This is a genomic window from Wenzhouxiangella sediminis, assembly GCF_003410055.1.
Taxonomy (GTDB): domain Bacteria; phylum Pseudomonadota; class Gammaproteobacteria; order Xanthomonadales; family Wenzhouxiangellaceae; genus Wenzhouxiangella; species Wenzhouxiangella sediminis.
Map to the genome: position 1 here is coordinate 96,890 of NZ_QUZK01000051.1, position 16,875 is coordinate 113,764.

General features: G+C 66.2%; 15 protein-coding genes. 7 read left to right on the top strand and 8 right to left on the bottom strand.

Features of this window, described 5'->3' with window-relative positions:
- Positions 1-104 precede the first annotated feature (104 nt).
- Positions 105-641 (top strand): acyloxyacyl hydrolase, encoded by a 537-nt coding sequence (locus DZC52_RS14225; RefSeq protein ID WP_220338398.1) that lies wholly within the window; start codon positions 105-107, stop codon positions 639-641.
- A gap of 7 nt (positions 642-648) precedes the next feature.
- Here the strand turns inward: DZC52_RS14225 and DZC52_RS14230 are convergent, their stop codons facing one another.
- The 3 genes from DZC52_RS14230 to DZC52_RS14240 all read right to left on the bottom strand — a co-directional run bounded on the left by DZC52_RS14230 (position 649) and on the right by DZC52_RS14240 (position 4,391).
- Positions 649-1,068, bottom strand: coding sequence for a Z-ring associated ZapG family protein (locus DZC52_RS14230; protein ID WP_116651809.1), 420 nt, complete (start codon positions 1,066-1,068; stop codon positions 649-651).
- Positions 1,069-1,136: 68 nt separating this feature from the next.
- Positions 1,137-2,687: a bifunctional GNAT family N-acetyltransferase/carbon-nitrogen hydrolase family protein gene (locus DZC52_RS14235; protein ID WP_245960835.1), complete on the bottom strand. Its 1,551-nt coding sequence runs from the start codon at positions 2,685-2,687 to the stop codon at positions 1,137-1,139.
- A gap of 48 nt (positions 2,688-2,735) precedes the next feature.
- Positions 2,736-4,391 carry an amidohydrolase gene (locus DZC52_RS14240; protein ID WP_116651810.1) on the bottom strand — a complete coding sequence of 552 codons (1,656 nt, stop codon included), beginning with the start codon at positions 4,389-4,391 and terminating at the stop codon, positions 2,736-2,738.
- A 132-nt stretch (positions 4,392-4,523) separates the two neighbouring features.
- On the opposite strand from DZC52_RS14240, the gene DZC52_RS14245 reads away from it, so the two are divergent.
- The 5 genes from DZC52_RS14245 to DZC52_RS14265 all read left to right on the top strand — a co-directional run bounded on the left by DZC52_RS14245 (position 4,524) and on the right by DZC52_RS14265 (position 9,925).
- Positions 4,524-5,354: a UDP-2,3-diacylglucosamine diphosphatase gene (locus tag DZC52_RS14245; RefSeq protein WP_116651811.1), complete on the top strand. Its 831-nt coding sequence runs from the start codon at positions 4,524-4,526 to the stop codon at positions 5,352-5,354.
- Positions 5,351-6,433, top strand: a complete 1,083-nt coding sequence (locus DZC52_RS14250; protein ID WP_116651812.1) for a glycosyltransferase family 4 protein — start codon at positions 5,351-5,353, stop codon at positions 6,431-6,433. Before DZC52_RS14245 ends, DZC52_RS14250 begins: the two co-directional genes overlap by 4 nt.
- Complete coding sequence (gene xseA / locus DZC52_RS14255) at positions 6,379-7,746, top strand: exodeoxyribonuclease VII large subunit (protein WP_116651813.1); 1,368 nt, start codon at positions 6,379-6,381, stop codon at positions 7,744-7,746. Before DZC52_RS14250 ends, xseA begins: the two co-directional genes overlap by 55 nt.
- Positions 7,743-8,327, top strand: a complete 585-nt coding sequence (locus DZC52_RS14260; RefSeq protein WP_116651814.1) for an IMPACT family protein — start codon at positions 7,743-7,745, stop codon at positions 8,325-8,327. Before xseA ends, DZC52_RS14260 begins: the two co-directional genes overlap by 4 nt.
- 119 nt (positions 8,328-8,446) lie before the next feature.
- On the top strand, positions 8,447-9,925 hold the full coding sequence (locus DZC52_RS14265) for a flavin-containing monooxygenase (RefSeq protein WP_116651815.1): 1,479 nt from the start codon (positions 8,447-8,449) through the stop codon (positions 9,923-9,925).
- 3 nt (positions 9,926-9,928) lie between these two features.
- Here DZC52_RS14265 and DZC52_RS14270 read toward each other — a convergent pair whose 3' ends face one another.
- Genes DZC52_RS14270 through folP form a run of 3 tightly spaced genes read right to left on the bottom strand, consistent with a single transcriptional unit; the run spans position 9,929 to position 13,106 of the window.
- The gene (locus tag DZC52_RS14270) at positions 9,929-10,879 is read right to left on the bottom strand and encodes an isopenicillin N synthase family dioxygenase (protein ID WP_116651816.1); all 951 of its coding nucleotides are present in this window, start codon (positions 10,877-10,879) and stop codon (positions 9,929-9,931) included.
- Positions 10,876-12,222: a phosphoglucosamine mutase gene (gene glmM / locus DZC52_RS14275; RefSeq protein ID WP_245960836.1), complete on the bottom strand. Its 1,347-nt coding sequence runs from the start codon at positions 12,220-12,222 to the stop codon at positions 10,876-10,878. Before glmM ends, DZC52_RS14270 begins: the two co-directional genes overlap by 4 nt.
- Before the next feature lie 32 nt (positions 12,223-12,254).
- A complete protein-coding gene (gene folP / locus DZC52_RS14280) occupies positions 12,255-13,106 on the bottom strand; it encodes a dihydropteroate synthase (protein WP_220338399.1) in 852 nt (283 codons plus the stop codon).
- A 129-nt stretch (positions 13,107-13,235) separates the two neighbouring features.
- Here folP and DZC52_RS15875 point away from each other — a divergent pair, with 129 nt between their 5' ends.
- Positions 13,236-14,072, top strand: coding sequence for a methylated-DNA--[protein]-cysteine S-methyltransferase (locus tag DZC52_RS15875; protein WP_181918966.1), 837 nt, complete (start codon positions 13,236-13,238; stop codon positions 14,070-14,072).
- 131 nt (positions 14,073-14,203) lie between these two features.
- Here the strand turns inward: DZC52_RS15875 and ftsH are convergent, their stop codons facing one another.
- A complete protein-coding gene (gene ftsH / locus DZC52_RS14290) occupies positions 14,204-16,117 on the bottom strand; it encodes an ATP-dependent zinc metalloprotease FtsH (RefSeq protein WP_116651820.1) in 1,914 nt (637 codons plus the stop codon).
- 66 nt (positions 16,118-16,183) lie between these two features.
- Positions 16,184-16,783: an RlmE family RNA methyltransferase gene (locus tag DZC52_RS14295; RefSeq protein WP_116651821.1), complete on the bottom strand. Its 600-nt coding sequence runs from the start codon at positions 16,781-16,783 to the stop codon at positions 16,184-16,186.
- Positions 16,784-16,875 lie beyond the last annotated feature (92 nt).

A 16,875-nucleotide genomic window follows, 5' to 3' on the forward strand; every position in this document is an offset into this window, starting at 1 on the left:
CAATGCACGAACCGTATCAGATGCGTTCCTGGCCGGCCATCCGCCCGGCGCGGACCGATCTGCGGTAGTCTTTGGCCCACCCGTCGTCTCAGAGGAGTACAGTCGTGCCCGTTTCGACCATCAAGACCCCCCTTTCCCTGGCCCTCGGTCTCTGCCTCACCGCAACGGCGGCCTCCGACGCCGATGCCACGGAGCTGATGCTGGCGCCGGGCGTGACCAGCGGCGGCGAGACGACGGCCAACGTCAGCCTGGCTTTCGACTGGAACAAGCGCTGGTTCGAGTCCGAGACCGGTCATCTGTCCGGCTACTGGAACGTGGCCTACACCTGGTGGGAGGCCGGCCGATTCGGCAGCGACGAGCATTCGATCTCGGTCTCGCCCGTTCTGGTCTACCGCTTCAATGCCGAGGGCTGGGAGCCGTTCGTCGAACTGGGCGTGGGCGCGGCCTATTTCAGTGACGACCGGGTCGGAGACCAGCGGCTCGGTTCGCGGGCGCACTTCGAGGATCGTTTTGCGGTGGGGGTGCAGATGAACGAGCGCGATGCGCTCCGGCTGCGGATCATCCACTATTCCAACGCCAGCCTGAAGGAACCCAACGAGGGCATCAACAGCTGGTCTCTGGTCTATAGCCGCAGATTCTGAAGCCCGATCAGGACGAGCTGTCGTCGTCGGCTTCATCCCCGGCCGAAGCGCGATCCGGCGAGGACTGCTTCGGCTTTTCAGGCCGGGATCGCGAGCCGGTGGGACGATAATCCCTGGGCGCACCGATATGCCGCAGGCGCACTTCGCGGTGGCCGACCTGCGGCATGCGCTCGCGCACCGCTTCCTTGTCCACCAGTCGCTCAGCGCCGTCGCTGAGGTGGTCGAAGACCTTCTTGTAGCTGTCGGTCAGTTCGTTGATCAGCTGCGCGGTCTGGACGAAGTGCGCGTTGACCTCTTCGCGGAAACGCTCGTTCTCGGCCTTGAGCTGGTTGACCGACGGCGCGTGCGTCCGGCGAGCCACGAGCAGCCACACGAGGGCGGCGCCCACGGCGAGGCCGACGAGAAGTCCGATGATGCCCCAGGTCATGCTGTCCACGTTGCTGCTCCTGCCTTGATGCCTGACGGCATCTTAACAAGCTCTCCGTTACCGGCCCGTTATTTCTCGCCGTCCTTCCAGCGCAGTTCGTACAGGTCGTGGCGCCGATCGGCGAGATTGCGCACCGAGCCGTGCGAGCGGATTTCGCGCAGGTTGTCGAGATCGAGGTCGGCGATCAGCATGGTCTCGGTGTTGGGCGTGGCCTCGTGGGCGATCGCGTCGTGCGGAAAGGCGAAGTCCGAGGGCGTGAACACCGCCGCCTGCGAATACTGCATGTCCATGTTCTCGACCCGAGGCAGGTTGCCGACCGAGCCGGTGATCACGACGTAGCACTCGTTCTCGATTGCGCGGGCCTGGGCACAGCGCCGAACCCTCAGATAGGCGTTCTTGGTGTCGACCCAGTAGGGCACGAACAGGATGTTCATGCCGCCGTCTGCCAGCAGTCTCGGCAGCTCGGGAAATTCCACGTCATAGCAGATCAGGATGCCGATGCGGCCGCAGTCGGTGTCGAAGACCTTGACCTTGTCGCCGCCCTTCAGGCCCCAGTAGCTGACCTCATCGGGCGTGACGTGGACCTTGTACTGCCGGTCCCAGGTACCGTCGCGCCTGAGCAGGTAACAGACGTTGCGCAGGCGCTCGCCGTCGTATTCCGGCATGGAACCGGCGATGATGTTGATGTTGTAGGAGACCGCGAACTGCTGCATCTTGTCGCGGATCGCCTCGGTGTAGCCGGCCAGCTGGCGCACGGCCTCGGCAGGACCCTGGTCGTTCCAGGGCGCCATCATCGGGCCGTTGAAGAATTCCGGGAACAGCACGACATCGGCCTGGTACCCGGACACCGCGTCGACGAAGTACTCGATCTGGTTGTAGAGGTCTTCCAGCGAATCGGTGCGCCGCATCTGCCACTGCACGGCGCCGACGCGCACGTCCGAAGGCCGGCCGCCGATCATCTTCTGTGCGCCCTCGTCGTAGTAGATGTTCACCCACTCGAGCAGAACGGCATGGCCGGCGGAATCACGGTCGTCGGGCAGGTAGTTGCGCACGATGCGCCGCACCTGGAAATCGTTGGCCAGCTGGAAGGTCAGGATGGGATCGACGAGCTCTCTGGCACGCACCTTGGCCACGTACTGCTGGGGCGTCATCTCGTCGGCATGGTGCCGATAACCCGGGATGCGGCCGCCCACGACGATGCCGCGCAGGTTGAGGTTCTCGCAGAGTTCCTTGCGCGCGTCGTAGAGCCGGCGACCCAGGCGCAAATCGCGGTAGTCGGGGTGCACGAAGACATCCACGCCGTAGAGCACGTCGCCCTTGGGGTCGTGAGTCGTGAGATAGCCGTTGCCGACGATGTCCCAGTAGCGGTGGCTCTGGCCCCAGCGGCTGTACTTGACGATCAGCGAGATCGCCGCGGCCACCACCTTGCCGTTGTCCTCGATGCAGATCTGCCCTTCCGGAAAGCGCGTGACCTGGGACTCGAACTGCTCGCGCTCCCAGGCGCCGTCGAGGCCCTGGTAGACGCGCTCCATGATCTCGGCGATGTCGTCGTAATCTTCCTTGCGCGACTGCCGAAGGATCAGGCGATGCGACTCGGAACTGGCGTCAGTCGTGCTCACTCGTGCACTCCCGCTTTGTGGGAAGGATGAAAACGCAGATCTCGCAGATTAACGCAGATCGGAGAGCTCGAAAACGGTCTCCCCGCCAACGACGGTTCGAAGCACCTCGATGTCGGCCAGCTCGGAGGCTTCGGCCTCGAAGGGGTCGGCGTCGACCACGATGAAGTCGGCCTGCTTGCCGATGGCCAGGCTGCCGACCTCCCTCTCGGCGAAACCGGCACGGGCCGCGTCGACGGTGAAGCCGCGCAGGGCCTGCTCGAGGGGCAGGGCCTCCTGGGGACGCCAGCCGCCGGGCGGCAGGCCGTCGCGCTGGCGCGTCACGGCCGCGTGGATACCCAGCCACGGGTTGACCGGCTCGACCGGAAAGTCCGAGCCCAACGCCAGGTGGATGCCGTGCTCGAGCATCGTCGCCCAGGCGTAGGCGCCTTCGAGGCGCTCCTCTCCCAGGCGCTCGCCGGCCCAGCGCATGTCCGATGTGGCGTGGATGGGCTGCATGCTGGCGACGATGTCGTTCTCGGCCAGACGCGGAATGTCGTCGGGGTGGATGATCTGGACGTGCTCGATGCGATGACGGCCCGGATTTCCGGCATGCCTTTCCTGCCCCGACGCGACGGCGTCGATGACCTGCCGGTTGGCGGCATCGCCGATGGCGTGGATGCCCAGCTGCAGGCCGCAACCCAGGGCGCGGTCGACCTGCGCCTGCATGTCCTCGTCGGAGAGGAACAGCAAGCCGCTGTTGCCCGGATCGTCGCTGTAGTCCGCGAGCAACGCTGCGCCCCGGCTGCCCAGGGCTCCGTCTGCATAGAATTTCACCGAGCGCGCCTTCAGCCTTTCTCCCGAATGGCGGCCGTTCTCGCACAGCCAGTCCAGCATCGCTTCGTCGCCGTCGGCGAAGGCCGTGATGCGAACCGGCAATCTACCGGCCCGGTCCCGCTCGCGGAACATGCGGAAGTTCTCCAGGCTCACGCCCATGTCGTGGACACCGGTGACGCCGAAACGGCTCATCTCGGCCAGGGCCAGGTCGAAGGCCCGTTCGCGCACGGCCCGGTTGGGCGCCGGAACGGTCTCCTCGACGAAACGCATGGCGGTGTCGATCAGCACGCCCTCGGGCTCGCCGCCCTCGTCGCGGCGGATGTCGCCACCCTGCGGCTGCCAATCGCCCGAGAGTTCGCGCGTGGCGGCCTCCAGCGCCGCAGAATTGGCCCAACCGGCGTGTCCGTCGACGCGCACCAGCCAAACCGGACGCTCCGGAAAGGCCGCGTCCAGGTCGGCCGCGGTCGGAAAAGCCTGCCCGGGCCACAGCGTCTGGTCCCAACCACGCCCCGTCAGCCAGGCGCCTTCCGGCAGCTGCCGGGCGTGCTCGCGCAGTCGCCCGATCACCTCGTCGATGCTGTCGGCGCCGGTCAGGTCGGCCTGGAGGCGGGCAAAACCCAGCCCCATGACGTGACCGTGCGCGTCGATCAGGCCCGGCAGGATCGTGCGCCCGCCCGCATCGACCGCCGCCAGTTCCGGGTGCTCGGCCGCGAGACCTTCGGCATCGCCCAGGTAGACGATGCTTCCCTCGGCGTTCCAGGCCATCGCGCCGGCGAGGGATTGCTCCGGGTCGAGGGTATGAATGCGCGCGTTGACGATGGCGCCGGGTTGACCGGCAAGCGCAGATGAAGACAGCAGCAGGAGGGGCAGAAGCAGGAAGCGGCGTGACATGGCAGAATCGTACCGGACAGTCTGGGGAACGCCGGCCAGTCTCCAACGCCGTCACGGTTTCGTCAAGCGCCTGTCACCGGGCTGCCACGGGCCGACCCTAGCCTGCAGTCACATCCTTGCCGAGGTGGCGACATGACACAGCGCAACCCGTTTCCGTTCAAGCGCAACGTGCGCACGATCTGGATTTCCGACGTGCACCTGGGGTTCCCGGGGTGCAGCGCGGATTACCTGCTCGACTTCATTCGCGAGATGCGTTGCGAGACGCTCTACCTGGTCGGCGACATCGTCGATTTCTGGTATCTCAAGAAGAAGCGCTACTGGCCGCAGAGTCACAACAACGTCATCCGCTCCCTGCTCGGCAAGGCCAAGCACGACACCCGCGTGGTCTTCGTGCCCGGCAACCACGACGAGGCCATGCGCCACTACGACGGCATGACCATCGGCAATATAGAGCTCATCAACGAAATCGTTCACGAAACCGCCGACGGTCGGCGACTGCTGGTGCTGCACGGCGATCAGTTCGACGCGGCCGTTGTCAGTTCACCGCTGCTGGGCCTGATCGGCTCCAGGCTCTACGACGGCCTGCTCAAGCTCAACCGCCTGGTCAACTGGGTGCGCACGAAGATGGGCCGCGATCACTGGTCGCTGGCGGCCTACCTCAAGCAGCGCGTGAAAAAGGCCGTCAAGTTCATGTCCAACTTCGAGGAGGCCGTCCGGCGCTCGGCCGAGAAGAACGAAGTCGACGGTCTGGTCTGCGGTCACATCCATCGCCCGGAGATCGCCGTGGGCGAGGACGTCATCTATCTCAACTGCGGCGACTGGGTGGAAAGCTGCACAGCCCTGATCGAGCACCACGACGGCACGATCGAACTGATCCGCTCCAGCGACGTGCAGGAAGTGGTCAAGCGCCTGCCGCCGCGCCGTCAGACCTCTCCGACGCCCGACGCCGTCAAAGCCGCATGAACATCCTGCTCGTCACCGACGCCTGGGCACCCCAGGTCAACGGCGTCGTGCGCACGCTCGAGCGCACCCGCGATGCACTGGCCGAGCTGGGCCATCGGGTGACGGTGCTCTCGCCGGCCGGCCGGACCCTGCCCTGCCCGGGCTATCCGGAAATCCGCCTGGCGCTGCGCCCGCGCAAGCTGATTCGCGAAGCCATGACCGGCGGCCCCTTCGACGCCATCCACATCGCCACCGAGGGCCCGCTCGGCCTGGCCGCCAGCCGCTGGTGCCGCCGCCACGGCCTGCCCTTCACGACTTCGTATCACACGCGCTTCCCGGAATACCTGCGCATGCGTGCGCCTGTGCCGCTCGGCCTGAGTTACGCCTACATGCGCTGGTTCCACTCCCGCGCGAGCCGCACCTTCGTACGCACGCCCACCCAGAAATCCCTGCTGACCGAGCGTGGCTTCCGGAACCTGCACGTGTGGCCCGGCGGCGTCGATACGCAGGTGTTCAGGCCCCGAGAACGCGACCGCTTGCGACTGCCGCGACCGATCAGCCTTTATGCGGGCCGCGTGGCGGTCGAGAAGAACATCGAGGCCTTCCTGAAACTCGACCTGCCGGGCGCCAAGGTCGTCATCGGCGACGGTCCCGCCCTGGCCGCCCTGCGCGAACGCTACCCCGGTGTCCACTTCCTGGGATACCGCCACGGCGAGGAGCTCGCAGGGCTGATGAGCTCGGCCGACGTGTTCGTCTTCCCCAGCCGGACCGACACGCTCGGGCTGGTCATCCTCGAGTCGATGGCCTGCGGTGTCCCCGTGGCGGCGTTCCCGGTGCCGGGACCGGCCGACCTGGTCACCGACGGCGGCAACGGTGCGCTCGACGAAGACCTGCGCGAAGCGGTTTTCCGGGCCCTGTCGGTCGACGGCGACAGCTGTGCCGAGTTCGCGGGGCGATTCTCCTGGGACGCCTCGACCCGCCGCTTCCTCGGCCTGCTCAAGCCGGTCGACGAAGCGGCTTCCGAGCGACGGTATAATCCGGCCCCATGTCACTCGCCGCCCCCGGACCCGAAACCCGCGTCTATCGGCCTGCCGAACTGAATCGCGAAGTCCGGCTTCACATCGAAGCCGGCTTTCCCCGGCTGTGGCTGTCGGGCGAAATTTCAAACCTCGCCCGGCCGCCTTCCGGCCACCTCTATTTCACGCTCAAGGACCAGCGCGCCCAGATCCGCTGCGCCCTGTTCAAGGGCAACGCCATGGGCATGGGCTTCCGGCCGGAAAACGGCATGCAGGTGCTCGTGCGCGGGCGCCTCAGCCTTTACGAACCCCGGGGCGACTACCAGCTCATCGCCGACGGCATGCTCGAGACCGGCGCCGGGGCGCTGGCCCAGGCCTTCGAGGCGCTGAAGAAGAAGCTCGAAACCGAAGGCCTGTTCGACGAAGCGCACAAGCGCCCCCTGCCACGCTGGCCCGAGCGCATCAGCGTGGTGACCTCGCCCTCGGGCGCAGCCGTGCGCGACATCCTGCAGACGCTCGAACGGCGCTGGCCGAGGGCACGGGTGCGCATCTACCCCAGCCAGGTCCAGGGCGAGGCTGCTCCGGCCGAGCTGATCCGGGCGCTGCGCGCCGCCGACCGGCAAGGATTCGGCCAGGTGATCCTGCTCGCTCGGGGCGGCGGTTCGCTGGAGGACCTGTGGGCTTTCAACGACGAAGGCCTGGCGCGCGCCATCCACGAATGCGCTACGCCCGTGGTCAGCGGCGTGGGCCACGAAACCGACTTCACGATCGCGGACTTTGTCGCGGACCACCGCGCGCCGACGCCGACGGCCGCCGCCGTGGCCGCGACACCGGACGGCCCCGAACTGCTCGTCCAGCTCGGCCGCAGCGAATCACGCCTGACTCGGGCCATCGAGCAGACGGTACAGCGCCAGACGCAGCGGCTCGACCACGCCGACGGCCGGCTGCGCCAGCAACACCCCGAAAGGAGACTGGACGAACTCTCGCGCCGTCAAACAGAACTGTCGCGGCGAAATGAACTTGCCCTGAAGCGGCGGCTGGAGACCCGCCAGCGGCAGCTCCAGGGACTCGAGAGCCGACTGCTCGCCCGCCACCCGAGACGACAACTCGAACAGCTCGATCTCCAGGTCTCAACATTGCGCACCCGACTCGTCCGGGCCGCCACCCAGAGTCTCGAACGACGCGAGCAGCAGGTGGCGGCCGTCGCCCGCTCGCTCAACAACGTCAGCCCGCTGGCCGTACTCGAGCGTGGCTATGCGGTGATCAGGGACCCGGAAGGCCAGGCCATGACCGAGAGAAACCGATTTATCAAAGGCAAGAAAATCAATATATTGATGGATGAATTTGAACTCGACGCAGAGGTTGTGACGGCGCCCCGGGACGCCAGCCTCGAATGAGTCATCGCCTGATCGGGCCCGTCACGCACGAGGCCGAAATCAAGAAGAGCCGCTTCATCGCCCACGCCGCTCCGGTCGACGACGAGGACGCGGCCAGAGCCTTCATCGAACGGGTCAGCGACCCGACCGCCAACCACAACTGCTGGGCCTGGCTGATTGGCGACAACTACCGCTTCGATGACGACGGCGAACCGGGCGGCACCGCCGGCCGACCCATCCTGCAGGCCATCGAGAGCCAGGGCTACGACCGCACCGTCGTGGTCGTCACCCGCTTCTTCGGAGGCACCAAGCTCGGCACCGGCGGCCTCGCGAGAGCTTACGGCGGCACGGCCAACGAGGCGCTTCGCACCGCGGAGAGCACCCCGATCGTGCCCAAGGTTCGGCTGCGCCTGAACCTCCCCTTCGAGTTCGTCGGCGCCGCCCACCACGCCCTGTCCGAATTCGGCGGCGAAAAACTCTCCGAAGACTACGACACCGACGGCGTCACCCTGATCGTCACCGTCCCCGCCGCCAGCCGCCAGGCTTTCTCCGAACATATCCGCGACGCGGCCAAAGGTCAGGGCCGCGTGGCGCGCATCTAGAATTCACATGAAGTCTTCTATTGTTTTTAAACAAATAGTTACCGCCTTTTCCTCATGTGAAAAATCAGGCGGAAAACGGCTGACGCCATCTTGGCCCGACAGGACCACTTAAACCTGCCATGCCCTCCCAGCGCAGCCACCACTACCGCATTGCCATCATCGGCGCCGGTTTCGCCGGCCTCGGTGCGGCCATTCGCCTGCGACAGCGCGGCGAGCGCGATTTCCGGATCTTCGAAAAGTCCGACGGCGTGGGCGGCACCTGGTGGGTCAATCGCTATCCCGGCTGCGCCTGCGACGTGCCCTCGCGGCTGTATTCCCTGTCGTTCGCGCCCAACCCGGACTGGACCCGGCATTTCGCGCCGCGGGCCGAAATTCAGGCCTACCTCGAAGGCCTGGTGTTCGAGCATCGACTCGAACCGCATCTGCAGACCGACACCGAAATCGTGCGGGCCGAATGGCTCGACGATGCGAAGCGCTGGCGACTGACCGACGGCCGCGGCCTGCAATGCACCGCCGACGTACTGGTCAGCGCCCTGGGCGGCCTGTCGCGGCCCGCCTGGCCCGACCTGCCCGGCCTCGATGAATTCGAAGGACGCGTGGTGCATTCCCAGCAGTGGCCTCGAGATTTGAATCTCGAGGACCGGCGGATCGGCGTGGTCGGGACGGGCGCGTCGGCGGCGCAACTGGTGCCCGAAGTCGCCCGCAAGGCACGGCACCTGACCGTCTTCCAGCGAACACCGGCCTGGATCATTCCGCGGCGGGACCGACCGATCGGACCCGTCAGGCGCAAATTATTCCGACGCTTTCCCCTGGCGCTGAAAATGGCTCGCTTCGCGATCTGGGCGCGCAACGAGCTGCGCGTACCGGCCCTGATGCGCTGGCACTGGATGGCGGCGGGTCATCGCTGGCTGGCCAACCGCCACCGCCGGCGCCAGGTCCGCGATCCGCTGCTGCGAGACAAGCTCAGGCCCGATTACGATATCGGCTGCAAACGCGTCATTCTCTCCGACGATTTCTACCCCACCTTCAACCGCGACAACGTCACCCTGGTCGACCGGGCCGTCGAACGCGTGACGGAAAGTGCCGTGGTCGATGCGGACGGGAAGGCGCACCCGGTCGACGTCCTGATCCTGGCGACCGGCTTCCGGGCCACCGAGCCCGTGCCCAAGGGCATGATCACCGGCCGCGGCGGCCGCGACCTGGCACGGCAATGGCGCACGGGTCCGGCCGCCTACAAGGGCACCACGGTGCACGGCTTCCCCAACCTGTTCATCCTGCTCGGCCCGAACACGGCCCTGGGCCACAGCTCGGTGCTGCTGATGATCGAATCGCAGATCCGCTATCTGCTCTCGGCCCTGGACCGCCTGCAAGCAGCCGGCGGCGAGCCGCTCGAGGTGAAACAGGAGGCCGAGCAAGCCTGGAACGACTGGATCGAGCGGCGACTGTCGCGATCGGTTTGGAACGCGGGCGGCTGCAGCAGCTGGTACCTGCATCCGGCAAGCGGGCGCAACACCACGATCTGGCCGGGCTTCACCTTTGATTTCAGGCGCCGCCTTCGGCGCTTCGACCCCGAAGCCTACTGCGGCCGCGACAATTGACCCCTATTTCAGGAGACCGATCTCGCGCAGTCGCTCGAGCAGGTAATCGTGCGAGGCGATTGGCTCATAGCGATCCGGATTGTCTTCCGTGGCGCAGCCAGGCAAGGTCTCGATGACGAAATCCGGGTTGGGGTGCAGGAAAAAGGGAATCGAGTAGCGCGAGCGCTTGGCCGCCTCGCCGGGCGGGTTGACCACCCGGTGCGTGGTCGACGGATAGACGTGGTTGGTCAAGCGCTGCAGCATGTCGCCGACGTTGACCACGATGGTGCCCGGCAGGGTCGTCACGGCGATCCAGCGGCCGTCCCGGGTGAGGATCTCCAGACCCTGCTCGCGTGAACCGACCAGCAGCGTGATCAGGTTGATGTCTTCGTGGCTGGCCGCGCGCACTGCGCCTTCCGGCGCATTGTCGATCGGCGGATAGTGCAGCGGGCGCAGGATGGAATTGCCGTAGTTGGTCTTGTCGGCGAACCAGTCGGGCTCCAGGCCGAGATCGCAGGCCGCGGCCGACAGCACACGGTCGCCGACGCTCTCGAGCGCTTCGTAGATCCCGAGCGCTCGCTCGCGAAATCCCGACACCTCGTCGGGCCAGAGGTTGGGCATCAGGATGTCGGGGTGCGGATTGGCTTCGTCGGAGATTTCGCGTCCGACGTGCCAGAACTCCTTGAGGTCGGGCACGTCGCGCCCCTTGGCATGCTCGACGCCGAAGCCGGTGTAGCCGCGGGCGCCGCCCTTGCCGGGCTGGTGGTATTGCAGCTTGGTTTCTTCGGGCAGCGCAAAGAATTCGCGGAACGCGTCGTAGGCATCGTCGATCACCTGCTGGTCGATGCCGTGATCGGTGATGCCGACGAAACCGAACTCGCGCCAGGCGCGGCCGAGCCGATCGCTGAAGTCGCCTTTTCGGCCGTCGAAGTCGGCCAGGGAAAGAACGGGAATGCCGGTGTCGTGTGTGGTCATGGAGCGAGTACCTGTTGGACGGAGCCGGCCAGTTCCTCGGCCAGCCGTTGAACCTGTTGCGAGTCGAAGCCTTCGACCGTTACCCGAACCACCGGCTCGGTGCCGGAGGGGCGCAGGATGACGCGGCCCTTGCCGCCGAGCGCCTCTTCAGCGCGGCGAACCGCCGAGTCGATGTCCGCGTTACCGTCGAGAACCGCACGGCCGTTGCCGCCGCTGGGCACGTTGATCATCACCTGCGGGCACTTGGTCATGCCGGCGGTCAGGTCGGCCAGCCGGCGACCGCTGCGGGCGACGACCTCGAGCACCTGAAGGGCGCTGACGATGCCGCAGCCGGTGGTCGCGCGATCGAGGCAGAGGATATGCCCGGAAGCCTCCCCGCCGAGCACCCAGCCGCGCTCGACGAGCGCTTCGTGGACGTGGCGGTCACCGACGGCGCTGCGCACGAAATCGATGCCGCGCTCGGCCAGGGCTTGTTCGAGACCGAAATTGCTCATCACCGTGCCGACCACGCCGCCCTGGACGCCACCCTCGGCGTGACGCGCGTCAGCGAGGACGTAGAGAATCTGGTCGCCGTCGACCAGCTCACCGCGATGATCGACCATGACGACGCGATCCCCGTCGCCGTCGAAGGCCACGCCCAGGTCCGCGCGCTCGGCCGTGACCATGCGTGCCAGGTTGCCCGGATGCGTCGAGCCGCACTCGCGGTTGATGTTGAGCCCGTCGGGCCGGTCGAAGATGCTGATCACCTCCGCACCCAGTTCACGGAAGACTTCAGGCGCAATGCGATAAGTCGCACCGTTGGCGCAGTCGACGACGATCTTCAAATCGTCGAAACGCGTTCCCCAGGTGACGGTGCCCTTGCAGTACTCGACGTAGCGGCCGACGGCATCGTCGATGCGCCGGGCCTTACCCAGACGCTCCGGGCCGACCTGGTCGAAGGGCTCATCGAGCCGCGCCTCGATGGCGGACTGGAGGTCGTCGCCGAGCTTCTGTCCCTCGCGCGAGAAGAACTTGATGCCGTTGTCCTCGAACGGGTTGTGCGAGGCCGAGATCACGATGCCGGCAGCTGCGTGCATGCTTCGCGTCAGGTGCGCGACGGCCGGTGTGGGCATCGGGCCAAGCAGGAGAATGTCCACGCCGGCGGCGGAGAAACCCGCCTCCAGGGCCGACTCGAAAAGGTAGCCCGAAATCCGGGTGTCCTTGCCGATCACGACGGTGGCATCCTCGCCGAACGCCTCGACCAGCACGCTCCCGGCCGCCCAACCCAGCTTGAGCACGAAATCGGCCGTGATGGGCGGCTCGCCGACGCGCCCGCGGATGCCGTCGGTTCCGAAATACTTCATTGCTGCCATCTGGTCACAAACCCCCTTCGATTCTATCTGGTTTTGACCGCACTTCCGACGGCCTGCAGGACCTTGAGCGCATCCACCGTTTCGGCGACATCGTGCACGCGCACCACGGCGGCGCCCTTCTGCGCGGCGATCAGATGAGAGGCCACCGAAGCCGCAACGCGGTCGGCCGGACGTTCGCGCCCGGCAAGCTTACCGAGCATGGACTTTCGCGACATGCCCACGAGCACGGGCTTGCCAAGGGCGACGACCTCGTCGAGGCGGGCCAGCAGCTCCAGATTGTGCTCGAGCGTCTTGCCGAAACCGAATCCGGGATCGAGCACGATTCGCGACCCCGGGATACCCGCGGCCTCGCAGGCCAGCACGCGCTCGCGCAGGAAGTCCCGAATGTCGTCGACGACGGAATCGTAGCGGGGATTCTTCTGCATCGTGCGCGGCTCGCCGAGCATGTGCATGATGCAGACCGGCACTTCAAGCTCGGCCACCGCTTCGATCGCCCCCTCGCCGCGCAGGCCATTGACGTCGTTGATCATCGAAGCGCCCGCCGCCACGGCACGGCGCATCACCCCGGGCTTGGCCGTGTCGATCGAGACCGGGACGTCCGTCGCCGCGACGATGCCCTCGATCACCGGCAGCACGCGCTCCAGTTCTTCCAACTCTCCGACCGGTTCGGCGCCCGGGCGGGTGGATTCGCCGCCGACGTCGAGAATATCGGCACCGGAGGCAACGAGCTCCAGCGCGTGCCGAACGGCCCGGTCCGGCGCCAGGAATTCTCCGCCGTCGGAAAAGGAGTCGGGCGTGACGTTCACCACGCCCATCACCAGCGGTCTTCCCGTCGCGTGCGCCTCTTGCAGGCGATGTTCGAGCGATTCGGCCATCATCTCGGAAGCTTGAAATCCAGCCCGGCATTTTATCGCGTCGGCGTTGCCTCCGTCTTCCGCTCCCGCAACGCGAAAGTGTCACGAAACGGAATGCGCGATCGCGCCAGCGGCGATATGCTTCCGTCCATGACAGACGCAGACCGCCAAGCGCAGAACCTGGCCACCGCCCTGAGAGCCGCCGCCGACCGGCACTTCGACGTCTCCGTGGCCGACCTGGCCGCACTGGCGGGCTGCAGCCCCGGCCATTTCCAGCGCGTCTTCCGCCGCTGCCTCGGCATGAGCCCGGGCCGCTTTCTGCGCCACGCCCGGATCGAGCGCTTCGGCGAGCTCCTGCGCGGCGGATCGAGCGTGACCGAGGCCGCCTTCGAGGCGGGACTGGGATCGTCGAGCCGCGCACACCAGGCCGCTCGTGACGGCCTGGGCATGGCGCCGTCGAAGCTGGCGCGCGGCGCGGACGGCGAAACCATCCGCTTCGGCTCGGCCGAGTGCCGGCTGGGGAGGATCCTGGTGGCTTCGACCGCCAAGGGGCTGTGCGCGGTTCTGCTGGGCAATTCCGACGAAGCGCTGACGACCGAACTGGCCAAGCGCTTCCCCCGCGCCGAGCGGTTCCGGGCCGGTCGCGACTTCGCGGCAACGCTGGAGTCCGTAGTCTCCCTGATCGATCGGGGGCGGCAACCGGCCGGGACACTGCCCCTGGATCTTCACGGCACCGTATTCCAGCGCAAGGTCTGGGCGGCGCTCCAGCAGATTCCGGCCGGCCGGACCATGACCTACGGGGAACTCGCCCGCCAGGTCGGACTGCCCGGCGGCGCCCGGGCCGTGGCCCAGGCCTGCGGGGCCAACCCGGCCGCGGTGATCGTGCCCTGCCACCGCGTCATCGCCGCGGACGGCGGGCTCGGGGGTTATCGGTGGGGGATCGAGCGGAAGCGGGCGCTACTGGACGGCGAACAAGCTGACGCTTAGTGTTTTGGTCTTTTTGTGTTTTGGTGTTTTGGTGCTTGAGGGCGACGCCTTAGCCGCCTTGTTCAAGCCGAAAGCCTAATGCCCTCGAGCAACCAAAAAACCAAAGAACCAAAGAACCAAAAAACCAGTAGTTACCCGAGCGCTGGGTGTCCCGACGGCTGTTCGCCCTTGTCGTCGCCGTCGCCGCCGCTCGGCGGCTCGCTGTCGTGCCAGCCTTCGGGTGGATCGGGCTCTTCACCGTTCATGATCTGATCGATCTGCTTCGAATCGATGGTTTCGTAGCGCATCAGGGCGTCGGCCATCAGGTGAAGCTGCTTGTCGTATTCGGTCAGGATCTGCTTCGCCCGGTCGTAGGCCGAGTCGATAATCCGGCGGATTTCCTTGTCGATCTTGCGGTGCGTCTCGTCCGACACGTTCTTGTGCTGCGTCACTGATCGGCCGAGGAAGACCTCGTCTTCGTTCTCATCGTAGGACAGCGGCCCCAACTCGTCGGAAAGCCCCCACTTGGACACCATGCTCCGGGCGATGTCGGTGGCGCGCTCGATATCGTTCGAGGCGCCGGTCGTGACCTTCTGCTTGCCGTAGATCAGTTCTTCGGCCACGCGCCCACCGAAAAGACTGGCCAACTGCGATTCCAGCTGCGTCTTGTTCAGACTGTACTTGTCTTCCTCGGGAAGGAACATCGTCACGCCCAGCGCCCGGCCGCGCGGAATGATGGTCACCTTGTAGACCGGGTCGTGCTCGGGCACGATCCGGCCGACGATGGCGTGACCCGCCTCGTGATAGGCCGTCAGGCGCTTGTCGTCCTCGGACATCACCATCGACTTGCGCTCGGCGCCCATCATGATCTTGTCCTTGGCCAGCTCGAAGTGGCGCTGTTCGACCGACTTGCAGTCTTCGCGGGCGGCAAACAGGGCCGCTTCGTTGACCAGGTTGGCCAGGTCGGCGCCCGAGAAGCCCGGTGTACCGCGGGCGATGACACGCGCATCGACACTGTCGCCCAGCGGCACCTTGCGCATGTGCACCTTGATGATCTGCTCGCGGCCCTTGAGATCGGGCAACGGCACGACGACCTGCCGGTCGAAGCGGCCCGGGCGCAGGAGTGCCTTGTCGAGCACATCCGGACGGTTGGTGGCGGCAATCATGATGATGCCTTCGTTGCCTTCGAAACCGTCCATTTCGACCAGGAGCTGGTTGAGCGTCTGCTCGCGTTCGTCGTGACCACCGCCGAGACCGGCGCCACGCTGCCGTCCGACGGCATCCAGCTCGTCGATGAAAATGATGCAGGGAGCGTGCTTCTTGGCAGTCTCGAACATGTCGCGCACGCGCGAGGCGCCGACGCCGACGAACATCTCGACAAAGTCGGAGCCGGAGATCGAGAAGAACGGCACTTTGGCCTCACCCGCGATGGCGCGGGCGAGCAGGGTCTTGCCTGTACCCGGCGGGCCGACCATCAGGATACCCTTGGGAATATGGCCGCCCAGGCGCTGGAACTTGCCCGGATCGCGCAGGAAATCGACCAGCTCGGTCACTTCGTCCTTTGCTTCCTCGCAGCCGGCCACGTCGCCGAAGGTCACCTTGACCTGGTCCTCGCCTTGCAGCTTGGCGCGCGACTTGCCGAAACTCATCGCGCCGCCGCGGCCGCCCGCGCCGCCCTGCATCTGGCGCATGAAGTAGACCCACAGGCCGACCAGGACCAGCACCGGCAGGAGACTGATCAGGATGTCGACGATGATGGACCGGCCTTCGGGCGGTTTCGCGTCGATCTGGACGTCGTTGTCGAGCAAGTCCTTGATCAGGCCGTCGTCGCGCGGTGCCATGACCCGAAATTCCTGGCCGCTGCTGGTCCGGCCCGTGATGGTCTTGCCGCCCGCGCCTTCCTGGATGACGACGCTGTCGACCTCGCCGTTCTGCACTCTTTCAAGGAACAGCGAGTAGTTCATTTCCTGCGGCTGCGCGTCAGGCTGGGAGTAGTGCTGAAACACACTCATCAACACGACGGCGATGATGATCCACATCACCAGGTTCTTGGCAAAATCACTCAAAATGCTCGTCTCCGATTGGCGCCGTCCATTGGGCCCGATTCTACGACAATGCGATCAATGCTGCGTTCAACGCCGCGGCCGGCCGGCCACGATGTAGACTTCGCGGCTTTCGGCCCGCGACGCCCGCGGCTTGCGGATACGAACGACAGCGTACTTCTGCTTCAACTCGGCCAGGAAGGCGTCGAAGCCCTCCCCCTGAAAGACCTTGACCACGAACGTGCCCGCGTCGTCGAGCCAATCGTCGGCAAACGCCGCGGCCAGTTCGGCCAGGTGCATGCTGCGCGCCTGGTCGGCCGGTCCGATACCCGAGATATTGGGGGCCATGTCGGACAGGACAAGGTCGGCGCGGCGGCCGCCCATGGCGTCCTCCAGCGCCGCCAGGGGCTCGTCCTCGCGAAAATCGCCCTCGATGAAGACGACGCCCTCGATGGGGTCCATCGGCAGGATATCGAGCGCCACCACCCGCCCCCGGGGGCCCACCTTCTCGAGCGCCACCTGGCACCAGCTGCCGGGCGCGGCGCCCAGGTCGACCACGAACTGCCCGGGCCGGAACAGACGGTCCTTCTCGTCGAGCTCGAGCAGCTTGAACGCCGCCCGCGCGCGGTACCCTGCCTCGCGAGCCCGCTTGACGTAGGGGTCGGATTGTTGGCGCTTTTTCCAGTCCATGGGTGGTTGGTTTGTTGGTTTGTTGGTTTGTTGGTTCGTTGGTTCGTTGGTTCGTTGGTTCGTTGGTTCGTTGGTTCGTTGGTTCGTTGGTT